Origin of the sequence: Virgibacillus siamensis, from assembly GCF_039522605.1 — a bacterium.
GTDB classification, from domain to species: domain Bacteria; phylum Bacillota; class Bacilli; order Bacillales; family Amphibacillaceae; genus Lentibacillus; species Lentibacillus siamensis.
On sequence record NZ_BAAADS010000025.1, the window covers coordinates 121,890 to 141,925 of the forward strand.

A 20,036-nucleotide genomic window follows, 5' to 3' on the forward strand; every position below is an offset into this window, starting at 1 on the left:
ATTAATTCACCTCAACTGTATTTTCGACCATTATACCATTCAATGACCATGTTTTGGATTCCGTTATTTTAACATCCACAATCTTACCAACCGACGATTTCGGACCTTTAAAATTAACAAGTTTGTTCCGTTCGGTATACCCTGCCAAAACGTCGGGGTCTTTCTTGCTTTCACCTTCCACTAGAACTTTTACAACTTTATCCTTATATGTCTTCATCGATTCAGCAGATTGTTTATTCACCAGATCGTTTAGGCGGTATAACCGTTGTTTCTTCACTTCCTCAGGCACATCGTCTTTTTTCCTTGCTGCCGGCGTACCATCGCGAGGTGAATAAATAAACGTATAGGCAGCTTCAAATCCTACTTCTTCAACCAGGGATAATGTTTCCTCAAATTGTTCTTCCGTTTCATTTGGGAAACCGACAATAATATCAGTGGTCAAGGTAGCGTTAGGCATAGCTTCCCGTATTTTACGCACCAATTCCAAATACTCTTCTCTTGAATATTTTCGATTCATTTTCTTCAACACTTCACTGCTTCCTGACTGAACCGGCAGATGTATATGATCCAGCAGATTTCCACCCTGTGCCAGTACTTCAATCAACCGATCGTCGAAATCTCTTGGATGTGAAGTTGTAAAGCGCACACGCGGAATATCAATTTTATGAATATCATCCATTAAATCGCCAAGTCCATATGTGATATCCTCAAGATCTTTCCCGTATGCATTCACATTCTGGCCAAGCAGGGTGATTTCCTTATAGCCCTGTGCCACCAAATGACGCACTTCCTGGATAATATCTTCCGGCATACGGCTCCGCTCTTTCCCGCGTGTCATTGGAACAATACAATACGTGCAAAATTTATCACAACCGTACATAATATTTACCCATGCTTTTATTTTACCTTTACGGACTTTTGGAAGATTTTCAATGATATCTCCCTCTTTCGACCATACTTCCACAATCTTCTCTTTCCCGAACATCGCTTCTTTTACAAGATGTGGCAATCGATGAATATTATGCGTTCCAAAAATCAAATCAACTTGTGGATGTTTTTTCATAATCCGATTTACTACGGATTCTTCCTGGGACATACATCCGCAAACACCAAGAATCAAGTCCGGTTTTTCCAGTTTCAGCGGTTTTAAGTGACCGATTTCACCAAACACTTTATTTTCAGCGTTTTCGCGAATCGCGCACGTATTCAGCAAAATAATATCCGCTTCATTTGTGTCGGACGTGGATTCGTATCCCATTTCGGTCAAAATCCCAGCCATAACCTCCGTATCGTGCTCGTTCATCTGACATCCATATGTACGAATCAGAAATTTTTTGCCTTTCCCGACATTTTCCATATCTTCCGGGATACCAAAGTCATAATGAACGTTCACTTTATCGCGACCACGCTTACGTGCTTTATTTATGTTCGGCGGTTCGTAAGTTGTCTCAAAATACTTGGCAAAATCAGCACTTGTTTTTTCGTTCAAGGGTTTGTCCTGTCCGGATTTTCTGTCCGCGGCATCCACCTGATTTATTTGTGATTGCTCTTTTCGCTGCTGTTCGTTCATAGCGAAACTCCTTTCTATCTAACAAAACATTTCAATACATAGCTATTCATTATTACAGTATAAAGGGTATACACAAATTTAACAATACATACAAAACGCAAAAAGTGCATAAAATTAGTGCTGCGCCTTGACGCAACACTCTATGTCTTTACCACTTGAAATTATCTCGGCTCTATAATCAGCTTTATCGCAGTTCGTTCTTCATCATCAATCATAATATCAGTAAACGCCGGTATACAAATTAAATCAACTCCACTCGGCGCGACAAATCCTCTTGCTATTGCCACCGCTTTAATGGACTGGTTGATTGCACCCGCTCCGATAGCCTGAATCTCCGCTGATCCACGTTCCCGTAAAACGTTTGCAAGTGCACCTGCTACTGAATTTGGATTTGATTTTGCTGAAACCTTTAATACTTCCATTACTGGTACCTCCCTCATATCAATTGTAGATCTACTGCTACTATATTCTTGGGGACCTGTGCATATTACCTATTATGAATGATAATTTCAGACATTCCATCACTCAGGCGAAGAATGGGTGGTCATCATTAATCAATATCCGTTCGACATTGACAGCGTTTCCAGTATCCTGATTGACATCGACGAAAAAACCGTTTAATTGTGTTCTTCCCGTTTTATCTATTTCAAAACGTACCGGTAACCCTGTCAGAAATTTTTTTAAAACTGCATCTCTGTTCACACCCAAGATGCCATCGTATGGCCCAGTCATGCCAACATCTGTAATATACGCTGTTCCATTCGGGAGGATGCGTTCGTCTGCTGTCTGTGTATGGGTATGCGTTCCGACTACAGCACTGACTTTCCCATCAAGATACCATCCCATTGCCTGCTTTTCACTGGTTGCCTCACCATGAAAATCAACAAAAATAATATCTGTACGTTCTTTGGCAGTTTTAATTAATTCATCCATTTTTCGAAACGGATCATCAATTGCAGGTAAAAAAGTTCGACCCTGGATATTGATTACCGCAATTTCCACGCCATTAATATTAACAAATGTAATTCCTTTTCCGGGTGTCCCTTCTGGATAATTTGCTGGACGGATCATTTTCTTTGCATCATCGATAAATTCAAAAATCTCCCGTTTATCCCATGTATGATTTCCCATGGTGACAACCTGTGCCCCCCATTCCAGGAATTGCTTATAAATTTTTTCATTGATTCCTTTTCCGGCTGCTGCATTTTCACCATTCAAAATCGTCACATTGGGACGATATTTTTCCTTCAGTTTCGGTAAATAATGCTGGACCATATCCCGCCCGGGCGATCCTGTTACATCCCCGATAAATAATATCCGCATAATTTGTTTCATCCTAACATTTTATCAATAGTTTATTTATAAAAAGTATACAGCAACGCTGAACAAATGAGCAAGCAGCTGTTCAGCAATGTAAGCGCTGATTTTAACAGTTCCTGTGCAAAATTAAAAGCGACCGGACGGCCGCTTTTAATTTTATCCGACTCCAACTCTACATGGAATGGATATTTCATTTTACTTAGCATATTCTACTGCTCTCGTTTCCCTGATAACCGTTACTTTGATATGACCCGGATAATCCAATTGGCCTTCGATCTTCTTACGGATGTCACGCGCAATTCGAACGGAATCAATATCATCGATTTCATCAGGCCTTACCATAATTCGTATTTCTCTGCCGGCCTGAATAGCAAATGATTTTTCTACTCCACTGAACGACTCTGAGATTTCTTCCAGTTTTTCCAGTCGCTTAATGTAGTTTTCCAAGGTCTCACTTCTTGCTCCAGGTCTTGCCGCAGATAACGCATCTGCTGCGGCAACCAGAACAGAAATAATGGAAGTTGCTTCTTCGTCACCATGGTGTGAAGCAATAGCGTTTATAACAACTTCATGTTCCTTGTACTTCATCGCCAGCTCTTTACCAATTTCAACATGGCTTCCCTCTACTTCATGATCGATTGCCTTACCTATATCGTGAAGCAGACCGGCTCTTCTTGCCAATGTCTCATCTTCGCCCAATTCAGCAGCAAGCAGTCCGGAGAGGTACGCTACCTCTGTGGAATGCTTCAACACATTTTGACCATAGCTTGTACGATATTTCAGACGGCCAAGAATCTTAACCAGATCCGGATGCAATCCGTGCACTCCGACCTCAAATGTTGTTTCCTCACCGACTTCACGTATATATTCATCAACCTCACGTCTGGCTTTATCCACCATTTCTTCTATTCGCGCCGGGTGGATTCGACCATCCTGTACAAGTTTTTCCAAAGCCATTCGGGCGGTCTCCCGACGTACCGGATCAAACCCTGACAGAATAACAGCTTCCGGTGTATCGTCAATTATCAGGTCGATCCCGGTCAATGTTTCCAGTGTCCGGATGTTTCGACCCTCCCGTCCGATAATCCGGCCTTTCATTTCATCATTAGGAAGGTTAACAACAGATACGGTTGTTTCAGCAACGTGGTCTGCGGCACAACGCTGCAGGGCCAGCGAAAGAATGCTTTTAGCTTTCTTGTCCGCTTCTTCTTTAGCACGATTCTCCGCTTCTTTTATCATAAGCGCTGACTCGTGACTAACCTCTTGTTCAATCCGTTCTAAAATTATCTGCCTTGCCTGGTCAGTAGTGTATCCTGAAATGCGTTCAAGTTCTGTTTGCTGCTCTTTAAGCATCGCATCCACTTTGCTTTCCATTTCTTCAATTTGTTGTTGTTTTTCTGTTAGTGATTGTTCCTTTCTCTCTAACGTTAGCTCTCGCTTATCCAGCGTTTCGCTCTTTTTGTCCAGATTTTCTTCTTTTTGCATCAGACGATTTTCTTGTTTCTGTACTTCTCCTCTGCGTTCACGTAAATCTTCTTCTGCCTGCTGACGAAGTTTATGATTCTCATCCTTCGCCTCAAGAAGTGCCTCTTTCTTGGCGGCATCTGCATTTCGATGTGCTTCATCAACTATTTGTTTCGCTAAATTTTCCGCACTGGAGATTTTAGCTTCCGCAATAGATTTACGAATGAGATAACCAACAACAATACCGACGATTAGGATTACGGCAAGCAAAATGGAGATGATTAAAGGACTGTCCATGATTTCACCTCCCATTGCTATAAAGTTGTACAATTCACTCTCTGTCGGCATGTACAGTTTTCAATAATAAATAAGTGATTGGCGTATAATGAAACTATAAAATTATACAATTTAATTTTAATTGTCTGTATAAACAATGTCAAGGAATCTTGATACTCCCGCAGCTAAAGCAGCGAGGTTCTGCATTCATTGTCCTTCTTCCGTCCGGCAGCCGCAGTTCGCACTTCCGTACGCTCGGCATTTAGGGTGATTCAGGACACCGCGGTAATTTCCTGAGAACTTTCACGGCCAAAGCAACCTCTGTTACCCTGAACGAACGCATCTTTTGGCTCTCACAAGCCCGGTGGTATCACACCGCTTACAACATTCCTCAATTCGTTACCACGATGCATAAAATACGCGAACTTTTTCTGGATATACCGGACCGTTCAGACAGCATTTGCCGTGGATGACCACCATCCATCCACGTCTTGTATATTGCTGCTCAGATACAACCAATCGTAAAAATAAATAATGCATAGAGCAAAGATCAAAAAAATCAAACCCTTTGCCACATAGATTACCTGCAAAGGGTTTTACTGTGCATTTTATTATACATCCATGCTTTCCTGGCTTTGTTTGCCGGATGGCTCTTGTTCATCCGCATCATCTGGTTCTTCATCCAAACTGTAGTGCAGTCTGATTGCATCATGAATTTCAGCCATAATAGCTTCATTGGCTTTAAGAAACTCTTTGGAATTTTCTCGGCCTTGTCCAAGCCTGTCCCCATTATAGGAATACCACGCTCCGCTCTTCTGAACGATATCCAGGTCAGAACCGATATCCAGGATTTCCCCTTCCTTGGAAATACCTTCACCATACATAATATCGATTTCTGCTTTTTTAAATGGAGGAGCCACTTTATTTTTGACAACTTTCACACGTGTTTTATTTCCCACCATATCATTGCCCTGTTTCAACGTTTCAGCACGACGTACTTCCAATCTGACAGATGAATAGAATTTTAGTGCCCGTCCGCCAGGGGTTGTTTCAGGGTTCCCGAACATTACTCCGACTTTTTCACGGATTTGGTTGATGAAAATAGCCGTTGTTTTCGACTTATTGATAGCGCCGGACAATTTTCTCAGCGCTTGTGACATCAGGCGCGCCTGCAGTCCAACATGGGAATCTCCCATTTCACCTTCAATTTCCGCCTTTGGCACCAACGCCGCTACAGAGTCAACCACCACAATATCAACTGCTCCACTGCGAACCAGTGCTTCAGCGATTTCCAGTGCCTGTTCACCTGTATCCGGCTGTGATAAGAGCAACTCATCTGTATCGACACCCAGCGCACGTGCATACGTTGGATCCAATGCATGCTCTGCATCGATGAATGCCGCCTGTCCACCTTTTCGTTGTGCTTCGGCAATCGCATGAAGTGCTACCGTTGTTTTACCGGATGATTCAGGACCATATATTTCGACAACGCGTCCCCTTGGATAACCACCAATACCCAGTGCTACATCCAATGCCAATGAGCCACTTGGTATTGTTGCGATTTTCTGTTCTGTCTGCTCTCCCAGCTTCATTATTGATCCCTTGCCGAACTGTTTCTCAATTTGTTTCAATGCCATATCTAAAGCTTGCTTTTTATCACTCAACGGGAAGACCTCCTTTTATTCACTATATCTATCATAACTTGTTTTTAATAATTTGCCAAGCAAAAATCGAATAAATGTTCTCGTTTTTTACTGGGCTTTTCTTTGGAAAAAAACCATTTTACATATATAAATTCATGATAAAGTGTCAATTCCTGCTAAAAAAAGTATGTTATAATTCTTTTTCAAGAAAATTCATTAAAAGTTCAAAACCCTTTATTACGGATCTTTCACGGATAGTATTCCGGTCCCCTTGAAAAACACATTTTTTTATGACCGTTTCTTTTCCAATTGCATGTATACCGATAAACACGGTGCCTGGTGAATGGCCTTCCTGGGCATCCGGACCGGCAACCCCGGTAAAGCTGATTCCGATATCAGCACCTAACACCGAACAGCTGTTTTCAGCCATTTCTCCTGCACATTGTTCACTAATCGTACCATATTGCGTAATTGTCTCCGGTGACACCCGAAGCACATTTTCTTTTACTTTGGTGTCATAACATACTATACCGCCACTGCATACCTTAGAAGCGCCTTCAAGTGCGACCAATCTTTCCATGAACATGCCGCCTGTTAAACTTTCAGCAGCAGCGATAAACAACCCTCGATTTTTCAGAAGACCGAAAACCTTCTCCGCCAATGACTGCTCATCACTGCCATAAAAATGCCCACCAGTTTTGGATAAAATTTGCTGCTTTGTACTTTCTATTAATTCGAATGCTTCTGCTTCACTGGATGCTTTGGCGGTAACCCTGATCGCCACTCCTTCATTTTGTGCCAAAGGAGCAACAGTTGGATTGCTCTGACCGTGGATAATATCTTTTAATTCGTCTTCAAGACGTGACTCGCCAATACCAATAAATCTTAACATGGTCGATTTGATGACTGTATGCTCCCCAGTATGCTGTTTCAAATAAGGAAGGACCGTATTCGTGATCATCGCTTTCATTTCCCTTGGTACACCAGGCAGGAAAACCCACATGCTATTCTGATGTGATACCATCATTCCCGGTGCCATCCCTACTTGATTTTCAACAACTTTCGCACCTTTAAACATACGGGCCTGTCTCCGGTTGTTTTCCGTCATAACCGAATTGCGTTTCTTAAAAAACGCTTCAATTTTATCCATGGATGGACCATGCTCTACCATTTCCAGATTACTAATTTTTTGAAATGCTTCCCTGGTCATATCATCTTCCGTTGGGCCCAATCCTCCGGTAACGATAATAACATCAGACCTTTCCGCGGATTGTTCAAACTGTGCCACCACCCGCTGGAGATTATCCCCAACAACCGCATGATGAAAAACACTGAATCCATTTTCAGCCATTCGCTCTGAAATCCATTGGGCGTTTGTATTGGCAATCTGGCCCAGCAGCAATTCTGTTCCAACTCCAATTATTTCCGTTTTAATTTGTGACATTAGGAATCCCTCATAACGTGCCGGTTTTTGCTGAAATACTCATAACCGGACAATATTGTAAAAAACACCGCGATACACAACATAATACTTGCAATCGGCAGACCAAGGTAGGAAAAAGGAAAGTTGTGAAGCAGCAATGCCGCAATTGCAATCATCTGGGTCGCGGTTTTCAATTTTCCCATTTGACTCGCAGCAAGTACAATACCTTCACCTGCTGCCACAAGACGCAGACCAGTTACAGCAAATTCCCTGCTGATAATAATGATGACAACCCACGCAGGTGCGAAGCCAAGTTCCACAAGCAAAATCAATGCGGCTGACACAAGCAGCTTATCCGCAAGTGGATCCAAAAACTTTCCGAGATTGGTAACAAGATTATATTTTCTTGCATAATAACCATCAACCCAGTCTGTTGCTGAAGCAATTATAAATAATAAAGCTGCTGCAAAATGGGAAACAGGCAAACTTGTTTCACCAATATCCCATTCCCCCCAATTAAACGGAACACTTAATAAAATGATGAAAATGGGAATCAGACAAATACGTGAAATGGTTAATCTGTTCGGTATATTCATTCTTCTTCCTCCTACGATATAAACCCTTCCACTAAATGAAAGGAAGGGTTATTTCAAAAATCACTGTCATTCACCAGCTGTATTTTTTCCATGCAGCTCAATCCAAAGGTATTGATGTACTTTTTCTTCAGGATTTAATGGATACTCGACCTTTACACCATTTACCTTTACTGTTAAAGATGGTGCACTGCCAATATTTAAGTGAACTTTTTCAGCATTGGTAATATTAAACTCTTTGGCCCCGTCCCCAGCGGTTAATAAACCCGAATAAAGAGACTTCCCATCTCCATTCTCAAGTTCCACCCACGAATCACCAGACGGTTTAAGCGTCAGTTTCACTTTATCTCCTGCATTTTTCATGGATAAGGTTGATTCAGGACTTGCTCCGGTCCCTTTTTCGACTACTTTAAACTCAGGCTTATTTTCCGCCTGGTTATTTTGTTTTTCCTCATCTTTTTTATCTGAGCTGGACTGTTTGTCGTCTGAGTCCGATTTTGAATCCGCTTTGGAATCGTTATTGTTGTTTTTTTCATCGTCCAACTGAACACTGTCCTGTTCGTCCTCGTCATCGCGTACAATTTGATTGGAATCCTGTTGTTGCTCCGGAGGTTCCGCTTTATCACCGGAACTATCTTTCGCAAAAAAATACCATGCGGTAAACAAAATCCCTACAATGAGCAGAACAACAATAATTGTCGGTAACATTGAAAAAATGGCAGGCGTTCCTTTCGTAGGACTATTATCTTTTCTGGAACTTTTAATTTGCGTATATTGAGCAGTACTGTCATCTTCCGTCTTCGGGATTTCTTCTTTATATTCCTCCAGTAATTCTTTCGCATCAAGACCTACAGCATTTGCATATTCCTTAATGAATGCCCGGGCATAAAATTTACCCGGAAGAATATGAAAATTCCCCTGTTCAATTGCTTCCAGATACCGTTTCTGTATCTTGGTAGTTTCCTGTATGCTTTCAAGGGACAGTCCTTTAGCCTCCCTTGCCTCTTTTAATCTTTCTCCTATCTCCATCACTAACACCATCCATCTTAAAAAACTTGGCTTTTTGCTGAAGAAATCTTTAAAACGTCTTTTGCTTTCTTATTTGCTAAAAATCAAACATTGAAAAACCATCTTCTTGACCAAATTGGTTTTGTTCAACTGGTTCATATGTAATTTCCTCATCAACTGTACTGCGAAGTTCAATAATATAGTCAAAATCATTCAACTCATATTCGGTAGTCTGCACAAACATGTCCGGATGTTCAACTACCTTGACGGCTGGAAGCTGCATAATTTCCCTTATCAGCTGCCAATGTTTTTCATTTGCCCGGCGAGTGGAAACGATTCCGTCAATAATATACAGATTGTCACTGCTGTATTCATCCTGAATTAATTGGCTGCGGACAGTCTGCTTCAGCAATGTGCTGGACACAAACAGCCAGCGCTTATTGGCACAAACACTCGCAGCAACTACTGATTCCGTTTTCCCCACCCGTGGCATTCCACGAATACCTATTAATTTGTGGCCTTCTTTTTTAAATAGCTCAGCCATAAAATCGACCAACACACCGAGCTCGCTCCGGACAAAGCGAAATGTTTTCCGGTCATCGGCGTCACTATGAATATAACGGCCATGTCTTACAGCAAGTTTATCACGAAGTTTGGGTTTCCGTAATTTTTTTACAACCAGCGTATCCATCGTCTCAAGAATTGATTTTAAACGGGTGATCTGCTCATCTTTTCTGGAAAGCAGAAGCATACCTCTTCTGGAATTTTCCACACCATTAATACTAATAATATTAATTGAAAGCATTCCCAGCAGAGAGGAAATATCCCCTAATAGCCCAGGACGGTTATATTGAATTTCATATTCAAGGTACCATTCTGTCTTTTCCATTATTATCCCCTCGTTCTCAAGCTGAATTTATATAGTATCGAAACAACTAAATAATTGCAATATATCTATACTAATAATAAATGATTTTACGTTCAGTGAAAAGCAGATTATACCAAAACAATTAGAAAAACTCGGCATTCACCTTATCTTAAAGTGAGTGCCGAAGTCTAAAAAATAGAGAAGCTGCTTCATGTTGAACAGCTTCTCTATCAAGTGCCTTCATTAATTTGTATTTCCCTGATTTTGAACGAGCTTAACCATTGCACTTGCCATGGATTGCCGCTCTTCCTTGGAAGCTGCACTCCAAAGTTCTCTTAATACAGCCTCTTCACTGTTTTTCGCTTCGGTGCTTTTAGCCAGATAATCCCCAACTTCATAAGCCATATTTGATACTGTCTGCTGACTCATGCCCTCAGATTGCGCATGTTCTATTCGGTTGGCCAGAAATTCCTTCCATGTATCAAAATTGTCAAGAACGGACATACAAATCTGCCTCCTTCATTTTTTTACATGCATAGTATCTGAATTCCGAGACAGTTTTATGCATCATCCGTCTTTTTTTTACGACCACCCGCCGTTGATATTTAAAATTTCCCCGTGCATGTAACTTGATTTGTCACTCATCAGAAAACTGACTGCATTTGCCACTTCTTCTGGTGTCCCGGCACGATTCGCCGGAATCTCATTGGTGATCAGCTCTTTTTCTTCGGGGAGCAATTGTTGATTCATCTTTGTGTTAATAAAACCAGGGCTTACGGCGTTCACAGCAATTCCAGACAGGGCGACCTCTTTCGCCAATGCTTTCACAAAACTGTTCTGCGCTCCTTTTACAGACGAGTAAATCACTTCATTACTTGCACCAACATTTCCCCAAATGGATGTAATGAAAATGATTTTGCCGCTTTTTCGCTGAATCATTTCCGGTAATAACCTGTTGCAAATCTTCCATGGTGTCTTAACATGCAGTGCAATCATTTCACCCATCATGCTTTCCGTTGCATCCTGAAATAACCCAATCGATGCCTTTCCGCTTGCAAAAATGACTGCATCGACTGTATAAACCAGCTGATTGAGCAATTTTTCAACTTCTTGCTCATTACGCAAGTCAGCCTGTATTTCCTCGAGAACTGCTTCAGCAGGAATTTCCGTTTTTAATTTTTCAATTGCTTCCTTATTCTGATAAAAATGCAGTAAAAGCTGGAACCCCTCAGCTGCAAGACTTCGAGCGATAGCTGAACCAATATCGCCGCTGCTGCCGATTAATAATACATTCTTCCCCATATACACTCCCTACTCACTCATAATTTTGCATACTGCCAGGCGATCATCACGAATCCATTGGTTGACGAATTCATTAAACTGATCCGCTGTCAGCTCCTGAATAAACGGAATCAGTTCAAAAAAATCAATGCCGACATTTTGATAGTGAATATATTTATTGGCGATAAATTCCAAAGAGTTCATTGACCGCAATACTTGCCCAATTTTCTTTTTTTTCATTCGGTCAATTTCCTTATTGGTAAATTCTGCACGATTCGTGGACTGAAGCAGTTCCTTAACCCGATTAGCAAACACATCAGGCTTATGTGTGTTTCCTCCAATCAGTGTATAACCAAAGTTTTTTTCCAGGTTTGTTTCAAAATAAAAACTGTCATCAACCAATTCCTCATTAAACAGCTGCTGATAGATCGGACCGCCTTTGGAAAAGTAAAAATCAACAATCATGCTTTGCAGCAGATCTTTTTTTAAAAACTCCTTACCGCTCAGTTCTGTCGCCGATTCCTTTATTCCAATCGTGCACTTGGGAACGGAAACAGGCATGGTGATAGTATTTTCCTTCATGGCAACTGTTGCTGGTTCATCCGGATAATCACGGTTAATAGGCTCCATTTCTGCAAAGTTCTTCGCCTGCTGATTTTGCTCAATCAGCTCCATTATATCCCGTTCATTAAAATTGCCTGCAACGCAAAGCGTCATATTCTGCGGATGATAAAATGTATGATAACACGTGTATAAATCATCCTTGGTTATCGATTGAATCGAATTCACAGTACCGGCAATATCTACTTTTACCGGATGATGATGGAATAAACTCTTAATCGTTCCCATAAACGATTGCCAATCCGGCTGATCATTATACATTTCAATTTCCTGTCCAATGATTCCCTTTTCCTTCTCTACCGACTGTTCCGAAAAATATGGTGCCTGCACAAAATCCAGCAATGTTCGCATGTTTTTCTCAATATGGTTGGTGGCCGCAAATAAATAAGCTGTTTTGGTGAATGATGTATACGCATTTGCCGAAGCCCCCTGTTTGCCAAAGTCGGCAAATACATCACGGTCTTCTTTTTCAAATAATTTATGTTCCAAAAAATGTGCTATTCCTTCAGGTACGGTAATTTGTTCTGTCTTCCCAATCGGGGTAAATGTTTGATCAATGGAGCCGTAATCGGTTGAAAATATCGCATATGTTTTGGCCATTTCCGGCTTTGGCAATAAAATAACGGTTAAGCCATTGGCAAGCTCTTTTGAATAGACAACTTCACCAATACGATTATGCACTGCCTTATTCATGTGTTGTTCCCCCCTTGCTTGTTAATAAATAAACTGTATCCAGTTCGATCTGATCCGCTACATCGACTATTTCCTGCTTCGTTACCGAATTGATGCTTTCAATTAGTTCCTCTGGTGTACGCGATGTTCCGGCAACGGCATTCTGATACATCATTTCAATCAGTCCCTGTGGATGATCCATCGTCTCACGAAGCTGATTGACAATTAATTCCTTGGTATCCGCAATATTACCCTCATTAAAATCACCTTTTTTCATGGCCTGCATCTGTTCTTCAATAATTTCTCTCGCTTTTTCGTAATCACCCGGAGCTATTCCGCTGAACACAAGCATTAACCCCTTATGACTTTCAATTCGTGATGCTGCATAATAAGCGAGACTGTTCTCCTCCCTGACATTCAGGAATAATTTTGAACTTGGAAAACCGCCAAACAGTCCATTAAACACCTGCAATGCGGGATATTTATTATTCTGGAAGGTACAATGTGTCCGATACCCCAAATGCAATTTTGCCTGTTGCAGATTTTGTTGTTCCATTACTGTTTTCGGCTTTTCAATTGTCTTAACTGATTCAGTTTGATTGGTGAAGGTTTTAACCGGTTTGTTCCGTTTGAAGTAATGTTTCAATTTGGAAGCCATTTCGTCCGGGTGAAAATCACCACCGACATAAATATCCATCTGGTCTTCTTTAAGCAAGGTCTGGTAATAGCCGTATAAATTGGTCGGGGTAATATCTTTCAAATCTCGCTCATAACCCTGTACATGCAGCTGATATGTTTCCTCTTCACACATTTCATCAATAAGACGCATATTGGCATAACTCATCTTATCATCCATCAGTGCATGGATTTTTTGCTTGAGAATATCTTTTTGACGGGTGGTAACAGATGGATCAAACGAATCCCCCGAAATTTTTGGATTGAAGATAACCTCACGCAGTAATTCGAGTCCCTCATCGAGTATTGACCCCTCATTGGATATAAAAGTCTGATTGGCGATTTCCAGTCTGACGCTGATAATATGATAATTCCCCTTTTTCGCACCATCCAGTGACAAAACAGCTCCATACAGATCATCCAGTTTACGCTGAATGGAGCTTCTGTCCGGAAAACTTGCTGTGCCCTGTTGCAGTATGTGCGGAATCAGCGCCCGTTTTGTAATGTCTTCCCGTGATAATGGGGCCATCATTTTCACAACAACGGATATTGTTTTATGTTTTTTATTCGGTACCAAATGAAAGCGAATCCCATTTTCCATCACTTCATGTACGTTTGTCACAGTCATTTATTATTCCTCCTGTACTATGTATCATCAATAGTTTATACAAAAAAGAAAGAATTAATAGTAAAAAAAACCTGGCTCACCGTTAATCATAACAGCAAGACAGGTTTTATCAACATTTATCTGCTTCCTTTAATGTATGGAACACCATTTGCCTTTGGTGCTTCAGCACGACCGATAAAGCCGGCGAGTGCGAGAATCGTCAGTACGTATGGCGCAATGAGCAGGAAGATTTGCGGTACATCCTCCAATAATGGAATCCCGGCACTGATCACACTTAAACTTTGAGCAAATCCAAAGAATAAGGCTGCCCCCATCGCGCCAAGCGGATGCCATTTACCGAAAATAACTGCTGCCAATGACATAAATCCCTGTCCGACAATTGTAGCGTGCGAAAAGTTTAACGCAATGGTTAATGCAAATACAGACCCACCAAGCCCGCCAAGTGCACCTGACAAAATAACAGCTATATACCGCATTTTATACACACCGATTCCATTGGTGTCAGCTGCCATCGGATGCTCTCCGACTGCACGCAGCCGCAGCCCGAATGGCGTTTTGTACAGTACATACCAGGCAATAAACGCCAAAGCAATGGCGATATAAGAAGTCAGGTAGATATTCTCAAAAAACACCGGCCCAATTACCGGAATCTCTTTTAAAATCGGAATATCATTCGTATAAAAAGGCTGTTCGACCATATCTGTTTGACCTTTTCCGTACCATTGTTTTGTCAGGAATACTCCCAAACCAAGTGCAAGGAAGTTAATAGCCACACCACTGACCACCTGATCAGCCCGAAATGAAACGGACGCCACTGCATGGATAATAGAAAAAATGGCGGAAACCACCATCGCAACAATTACGGAAATCCACGGAGTCCAAGCTCCCAGTACATCGGCAAATGTCAAATTAAATACAATACCGACAAATGCACCCATCACCATTAAACCTTCCAGACCAATATTTACAACACCTGACCGCTCACTGAAAACGCCACCTAATGCTGTAAAAATAAGAGGTGCCGAAAAGAACAATGCCGTTGGGATGATTGACTGCAACAGATCTACAAATGCCATTTTATTTCCCCTCCTTCTTAAAACGAAGAATGACCCATCTGATGATATAGCTTGAAGCTACAAAAAAGATAATCAAGGCAATAATAATATCAACTAATTCTGTTGGAACACCGGAACCTGTCGGCATATTCACCGCGCCAACCTTCAGAATCCCAAATAAAATCGCTGCAAACACAACGCCAATAGCAGTATTGGCACCCAATAATGCAACTGCGATACCATCAAATCCAAGGTTGGTGAATCCGGACATGACGGACATGGAACCATACGTTCCGAGCCCTTCCATTGCACCAGCCAGACCGGCAAATGCACCGGAAATAACCATGGAAAGAACAATATTTTTACTTACATTCATGCCGGCATACTTAGACGCATGTTCATTGAAACCAACCGACTTCAGTTCATAGCCGGTAGAAGTTCGTTGAATAATAAACCACATAATAATTGCTGCAAATAAGGCAATGAAAATACCATAATGCATCCGCGAAAAAGAAGTTATTTGCTGCAGCCACTCGGAAGCAAGGGATGCAGTAGGAGCTATCTGCTCGGTTGCATCAAGACTGTCAGTCAACACACTTCGTATTAATTCATTCGATACATACAAAGCAACATAGTTCAGCATAATCGTTACGATAACTTCATGAACACCAAGCTTAGCTTTAAGAATGCCAGGGATAAAGCCCCACAGTCCACCTGCGGCTGCTGCAGCCAGCAGTGCCAACGGGAGATGAATATACATTGGAGCATCGACTGCCAAACCAACCCATACGGATGCAAGCCAGCCTACGATAACCTGACCTTCCGCACCAATATTAAACAAACCTGAACGGAAAGCAAATGCCACGGCAAGCCCAGTTAAAATATACGGCGTAATCTGCCTGACTGTTTCCCCCATAAAATACAAGTCACCGAAAGCACCATACCACAGTGCACTGTAACCCTGAATTGGATTATAACCAAAGATAAGCATAATAATTGCACCGGCAATCAATCCAAGCAAAACAGAGATTACAGGAATCAATATATTAAAGAGTCTATTCGATATCATCAGTGTCACCTGCCTCATTATTAGTACTTCCCGCCATCAGCAGGCCAAGTTCCTGTTCTGTTGTTTCGTCCGGCTTAACGTCAGCTGCAATATGGCCATCAAACATGACTGCAATTCGGTCACTGACATCCAATATCTCATCCAATTCAAATGAAACAAGTAAAACAGCTTTTCCTTTATCACGTTCTTCAATCAATTTTTTATGGATAAATTCAATAGCACCCACGTCAAGTCCTCTTGTGGGCTGAGCAGCGATAAGCAAGTCTGGTGATCGGTCAACCTCGCGTGCAATAATTGCTTTTTGCTGATTTCCGCCTGATAGTGCCCTTGCTTTTGTATATTCACTTGGGGTTCGGACATCATATTCATCAATTAACTTCTTCGCTTTTTTATAAATCTGTTTATAATTCAAAATTTTATTTTTGGAATACGGTTTTTTGTAGTACGTCTGCAAAACCATGTTTTCACCAATCGGAAAATCCAGTACAAGTCCATATTTATGTCGGTCCTGCGGGATATGTCCAACACCGCTTTCAGTGACTTTCCTTGGTTTAAAATTAGTAATATTCGTGTTATTAATTTTGATAGTTCCTTTTTGCGCCTTCCGCAAACCAGTAATCGCTTCGACCAATTCTGTCTGTCCATTACCGTCAACACCGGCAATGCCAACGATTTCCCCTGCCCGAACATGAAGATTAAGATCCTTTACAATTTTTACTTTCCGGGAATCGTCAACATTTAAATTAGTAATAGACAACACATTTTCTTTTGGCTGTGCCTCCGTCTTTTCCGTTTTAAAACTTATTTCCCTGCCAACCATCAATGATGCAAGTTCAGTAACATTGGTTTCTTCCACATCAACCGTTTTAATACCTTTCCCTTTACGAATTACGGTGCAACGGTCACAAACCTCCATAATTTCCTTTAACTTATGGGTAATTAAAATAATTGATTTTCCTTCTCTTATCAACGAATGCATTATTTCAATCAGTTCTTTAATTTCGTTAGGCGTAAGTACAGCAGTAGGCTCATCAAAAATAAGAACTTCTGCCCCGCGATAAAGCGTTTTTAAAATCTCCACCCGCTGCTGCATCCCCACTGAAATGTCACGGATTTTCGCTCTTGCATCAACATTGAGCCCATAACGGTCCGACAAGTCCTGAACCTCTCTCTCAGCCTTCTTAAAATCTATTTTTCCAGCATTGGTAGGTTCACTGCCCAGAATTATATTTTGGGTTACGGTATATGTATCCACTAGCATAAAATGCTGGTGCACCATTCCGATACCAAGATCGTTGGCAACATTGGGATCTGTAATTTTTACTTGTTTGCCGTTCACCTTGATTTCTCCCTTTTCCGGCTGGTAAAGACCAAACAGAACGTTCATCAATGTTGATTTCCCTGCTCCATTTTCCCCAAGCAGAGCATGAATTTCCTGTTTCTTCAACTGAACCGTTATATCGTCATTGGCAACCACTCCAGGAAATTCCTTTCGAATATTAAGCATTTCTATCACATAATCCACTTTGTTCACTCCTTATAAGCCTTATGGGTATACATAAAAATCGTCAAATGAAAAGGGCCGGATACTTTTCATTTGAAGACTTGAATGTGTTGATTCCCGCCAACTGCGCAAATATTGTCCGAGCTCCACACTAAAAAACTGGCATTCGCCAAGCTTTATGGCGAATGCCATAGTACCGCCTATTCAGTAAGAAAGAATTGATTTTCTTTCTCAGCTGCCTAAAAAGGCTGGATGTTACCAGCCTTATCTGTCAAACTATTAAAGGTTGTCAACAAATTTTTTCGTTTCTTCACGTGTAGCAGGAACTTTCACTTCACCGCTGACAATTTTTTCTTTCCATTTCTCAATGGCTTTTACAATATCATCGGTCAGTGCCTCTTCATTGGTACGTGCTGCACTTACACCGCCATCTTCCAGTCCATAAACAACATTTTCCCCACCAGGAAATTCACCATTCATAGCCTGATTTGCAAGGTCCTTCACAGCAACATCAACGCGTTTTACCATTGAAGTAAGTGTCACATTATGCTCACCGATTTGCCCTTCTTCATACTGATCACGGTCAACACCAATTACCCAAATTTCTTTCTCAGGATTATTTTTCTTAATATCTTTCGCTTGCGCAAATACCCCATTACCAGTAGCACCAGATGCATGGTAGATAACATCAATACCGCTGTTGTACATCTGAGTGGCGATCAATTTACCTTTATCAGCAGCTGCAAATGATTCAGCATACTGTACTTCAACCTCAATATCAGGGTTAACTGATTTAACACCTGCAATAAAACCGGATTCAAATTTATTAATCAATGAACCATCAACCCCGCCCACAAATCCTACTTTATTAGACTTGGTTTTCTTCGCAGCAGCTACACCTACCAAAAACGATCCTTCTTGTTCTTTAAATGTGATGCTGGCAACATTTGGTGCATCGACAACATCATCAACGATTGCAAAATGTTTGTCAGAATATTGGTTGGCAACTTTTTTGATTGCATCATGCAATTTGTAGCCAATACCGAAAACAAGATTATAATCCTTTTTCACTAAGCGTGTGAGATTTGGCAGATAGTCTGATTTACTGTTGGATTGAGCGTAGTCAAACCCTTTCCCTTTTGTAAACCCATGTTCTTCACCCCACGCCTGCAGGCCTTCCCATGCTGACTGGTTAAATGATTTATCATCGACACCACCAACATCCGTTACCAATGCAGCACTGAAATCAGATGATCCTTTACTGCTTCCTGTGTCATCACCACCGCTTCCACTGCTGTCATTTCCACCGCCTCCGCAGGCAGCCAAGATCATGCCTAAACCAAGCAATACTGCTAACAACAAAAATTTACGATTTTTCAATCCAAGAACCCCCTATTTAATAGTATTGACGAATGAGTGAGCAGAAACTGTCATTTATTATGCCTTGCAATCACCCCCCAAAAGTTCATCATTCCGTATTTTGTGAAATCCCTTACAAACGTTTCCTTAAAACATGAAAACTGAACACATCCGACCGAAAAAAGTTTGCGGAATACAAAACCGGTTCGTCTTCATCCGTGTAATGCATTTGTTTCAGCAACAGCAATGATTGCTCCGGGCTGCAGTGCAGAGCCTCATAAATCCGATCATGGTAACTTGTTGGCTCGATATAGGTTACTGCATAGGAAATCCGCTTTCCCGAATATGCCTCCATCAGTTTAAAGAGCGAATCTTCACGATGTACCATGTCCAAAGGAACAAGCCCTTCAGGCACCTTGTCAATGCAAAAAACGACAGGTTCATCATCCGCTGTACGAACCCGTTCAATTTTTGCCAATGTATCCACTTGTTTCGGATTGAACCTTAATCGTTCATCTTCTGTTGGTTCCTGAAACTCCGTGGATAAATATTGTGAACCTGGTGTTTTTCCTGATTGTTCAATCATATATGTAACACTGTTCAGTTGTTCAATTCCTGATGAAAAAACAGGTTTCGGATTTACAAATGTTCCAACGCCATGGCGTCGTGTGACAACGTTTTCTTCTTCCAGAATACGAAGTGCCTCACGCAATGTCGCACGTGATACACCGATAAGCTTGGACATTTGAAATTCAGAGGGAAGTTTTTGTTTTGGTTTATATGTACCCTTTTCAATATCTTCTTTTATTTTATCAATAACCTGAAGATATAAATGCCGTGAATCCAATTTAATCGACATACAATTACCTCTCCATATATTTTATTTTCATAAGAGATCTGACCTCTGACGTTCGACTCTTATAGTCGAAATAAATATAACACTTTTAAGGTAATAAATAAACAGTTATAGGCAAAATTAATTAAAAAAAATAGATCAAAAGTCGATT

Annotated in this window: 18 protein-coding genes; all 18 read right to left on the reverse strand. The window is 41.2% G+C overall.

Translation table 11 applies throughout. The features are described 5' to 3' along the window. Position 1: 1 nt before the first annotated feature. Positions 2-1,570: a tRNA (N6-isopentenyl adenosine(37)-C2)-methylthiotransferase MiaB gene (gene miaB, locus ABD010_RS15860; RefSeq protein ID WP_343815229.1), complete on the reverse strand. Its 1,569-nt coding sequence runs from the start codon at positions 1,568-1,570 to the stop codon at positions 2-4. 161 nt (positions 1,571-1,731) lie between these two features. Continuing rightward, positions 1,732-1,992, reverse strand: coding sequence for a stage V sporulation protein S (locus ABD010_RS15865; protein ID WP_174613382.1), 261 nt, complete (start codon positions 1,990-1,992; stop codon positions 1,732-1,734). Between the two features lie 103 nt (positions 1,993-2,095). Then, entirely contained in the window at positions 2,096-2,893 is a 798-nt protein-coding gene (locus ABD010_RS15870; RefSeq protein ID WP_343815233.1) for a TIGR00282 family metallophosphoesterase, read from the reverse strand. A 192-nt stretch (positions 2,894-3,085) separates the two neighbouring features. After that, entirely contained in the window at positions 3,086-4,651 is a 1,566-nt protein-coding gene (rny, locus tag ABD010_RS15875) for a ribonuclease Y (RefSeq protein WP_343815236.1), read from the reverse strand. A 590-nt stretch (positions 4,652-5,241) separates the two neighbouring features. Next, a complete protein-coding gene (recA, locus tag ABD010_RS15880) occupies positions 5,242-6,294 on the reverse strand; it encodes a recombinase RecA (RefSeq protein ID WP_343815239.1) in 1,053 nt (350 codons plus the stop codon). 169 nt (positions 6,295-6,463) lie between these two features. Next, positions 6,464-7,717 (reverse strand): competence/damage-inducible protein A, encoded by a 1,254-nt coding sequence (locus ABD010_RS15885; protein WP_343815242.1) that lies wholly within the window; start codon positions 7,715-7,717, stop codon positions 6,464-6,466. Next, complete coding sequence (gene pgsA, locus ABD010_RS15890; RefSeq protein WP_343815245.1) at positions 7,717-8,292, reverse strand: CDP-diacylglycerol--glycerol-3-phosphate 3-phosphatidyltransferase; 576 nt, start codon at positions 8,290-8,292, stop codon at positions 7,717-7,719. The genes ABD010_RS15885 and pgsA overlap by 1 nt, the downstream gene beginning before the upstream one ends. Before the next feature lie 66 nt (positions 8,293-8,358). Continuing rightward, positions 8,359-9,318: a helix-turn-helix domain-containing protein gene (locus ABD010_RS15895; RefSeq protein ID WP_343815248.1), complete on the reverse strand. Its 960-nt coding sequence runs from the start codon at positions 9,316-9,318 to the stop codon at positions 8,359-8,361. Positions 9,319-9,394: 76 nt separating this feature from the next. Further along, entirely contained in the window at positions 9,395-10,186 is a 792-nt protein-coding gene (locus ABD010_RS15900; protein ID WP_343815251.1) for a YmfK family protein, read from the reverse strand. Between the two features lie 222 nt (positions 10,187-10,408). Further along, positions 10,409-10,669, reverse strand: a complete 261-nt coding sequence (locus tag ABD010_RS15905; protein WP_343815255.1) for a DUF3243 domain-containing protein — start codon at positions 10,667-10,669, stop codon at positions 10,409-10,411. Between the two features lie 78 nt (positions 10,670-10,747). Beyond that, on the reverse strand, positions 10,748-11,467 hold the full coding sequence (gene ymfI, locus ABD010_RS15910) for an elongation factor P 5-aminopentanone reductase (protein WP_343815258.1): 720 nt from the start codon (positions 11,465-11,467) through the stop codon (positions 10,748-10,750). Between the two features lie 9 nt (positions 11,468-11,476). Next, the gene (yfmH, locus tag ABD010_RS15915; protein WP_343815261.1) at positions 11,477-12,760 is read right to left on the reverse strand and encodes an EF-P 5-aminopentanol modification-associated protein YfmH; all 1,284 of its coding nucleotides are present in this window, start codon (positions 12,758-12,760) and stop codon (positions 11,477-11,479) included. Continuing rightward, positions 12,753-14,042: an EF-P 5-aminopentanol modification-associated protein YfmF gene (yfmF, locus tag ABD010_RS15920; protein WP_343815263.1), complete on the reverse strand. Its 1,290-nt coding sequence runs from the start codon at positions 14,040-14,042 to the stop codon at positions 12,753-12,755. The genes yfmH and yfmF overlap by 8 nt, the downstream gene beginning before the upstream one ends. Positions 14,043-14,158: 116 nt before the next feature. Then, complete coding sequence (locus ABD010_RS15925) at positions 14,159-15,118, reverse strand: ABC transporter permease (RefSeq protein WP_343815266.1); 960 nt, start codon at positions 15,116-15,118, stop codon at positions 14,159-14,161. Position 15,119: 1 nt separating this feature from the next. Continuing rightward, a complete protein-coding gene (locus ABD010_RS15930) occupies positions 15,120-16,166 on the reverse strand; it encodes an ABC transporter permease (RefSeq protein WP_343816355.1) in 1,047 nt (348 codons plus the stop codon). After that, positions 16,153-17,691, reverse strand: coding sequence for an ABC transporter ATP-binding protein (locus ABD010_RS15935; protein WP_343815268.1), 1,539 nt, complete (start codon positions 17,689-17,691; stop codon positions 16,153-16,155). The genes ABD010_RS15930 and ABD010_RS15935 overlap by 14 nt, the downstream gene beginning before the upstream one ends. Positions 17,692-17,949: 258 nt before the next feature. Then, entirely contained in the window at positions 17,950-19,050 is a 1,101-nt protein-coding gene (locus ABD010_RS15940) for a BMP family lipoprotein (RefSeq protein WP_343815270.1), read from the reverse strand. Positions 19,051-19,162: 112 nt separating this feature from the next. Then, positions 19,163-19,888 (reverse strand): GntR family transcriptional regulator, encoded by a 726-nt coding sequence (locus ABD010_RS15945; RefSeq protein ID WP_343815273.1) that lies wholly within the window; start codon positions 19,886-19,888, stop codon positions 19,163-19,165. Positions 19,889-20,036 lie beyond the last annotated feature (148 nt).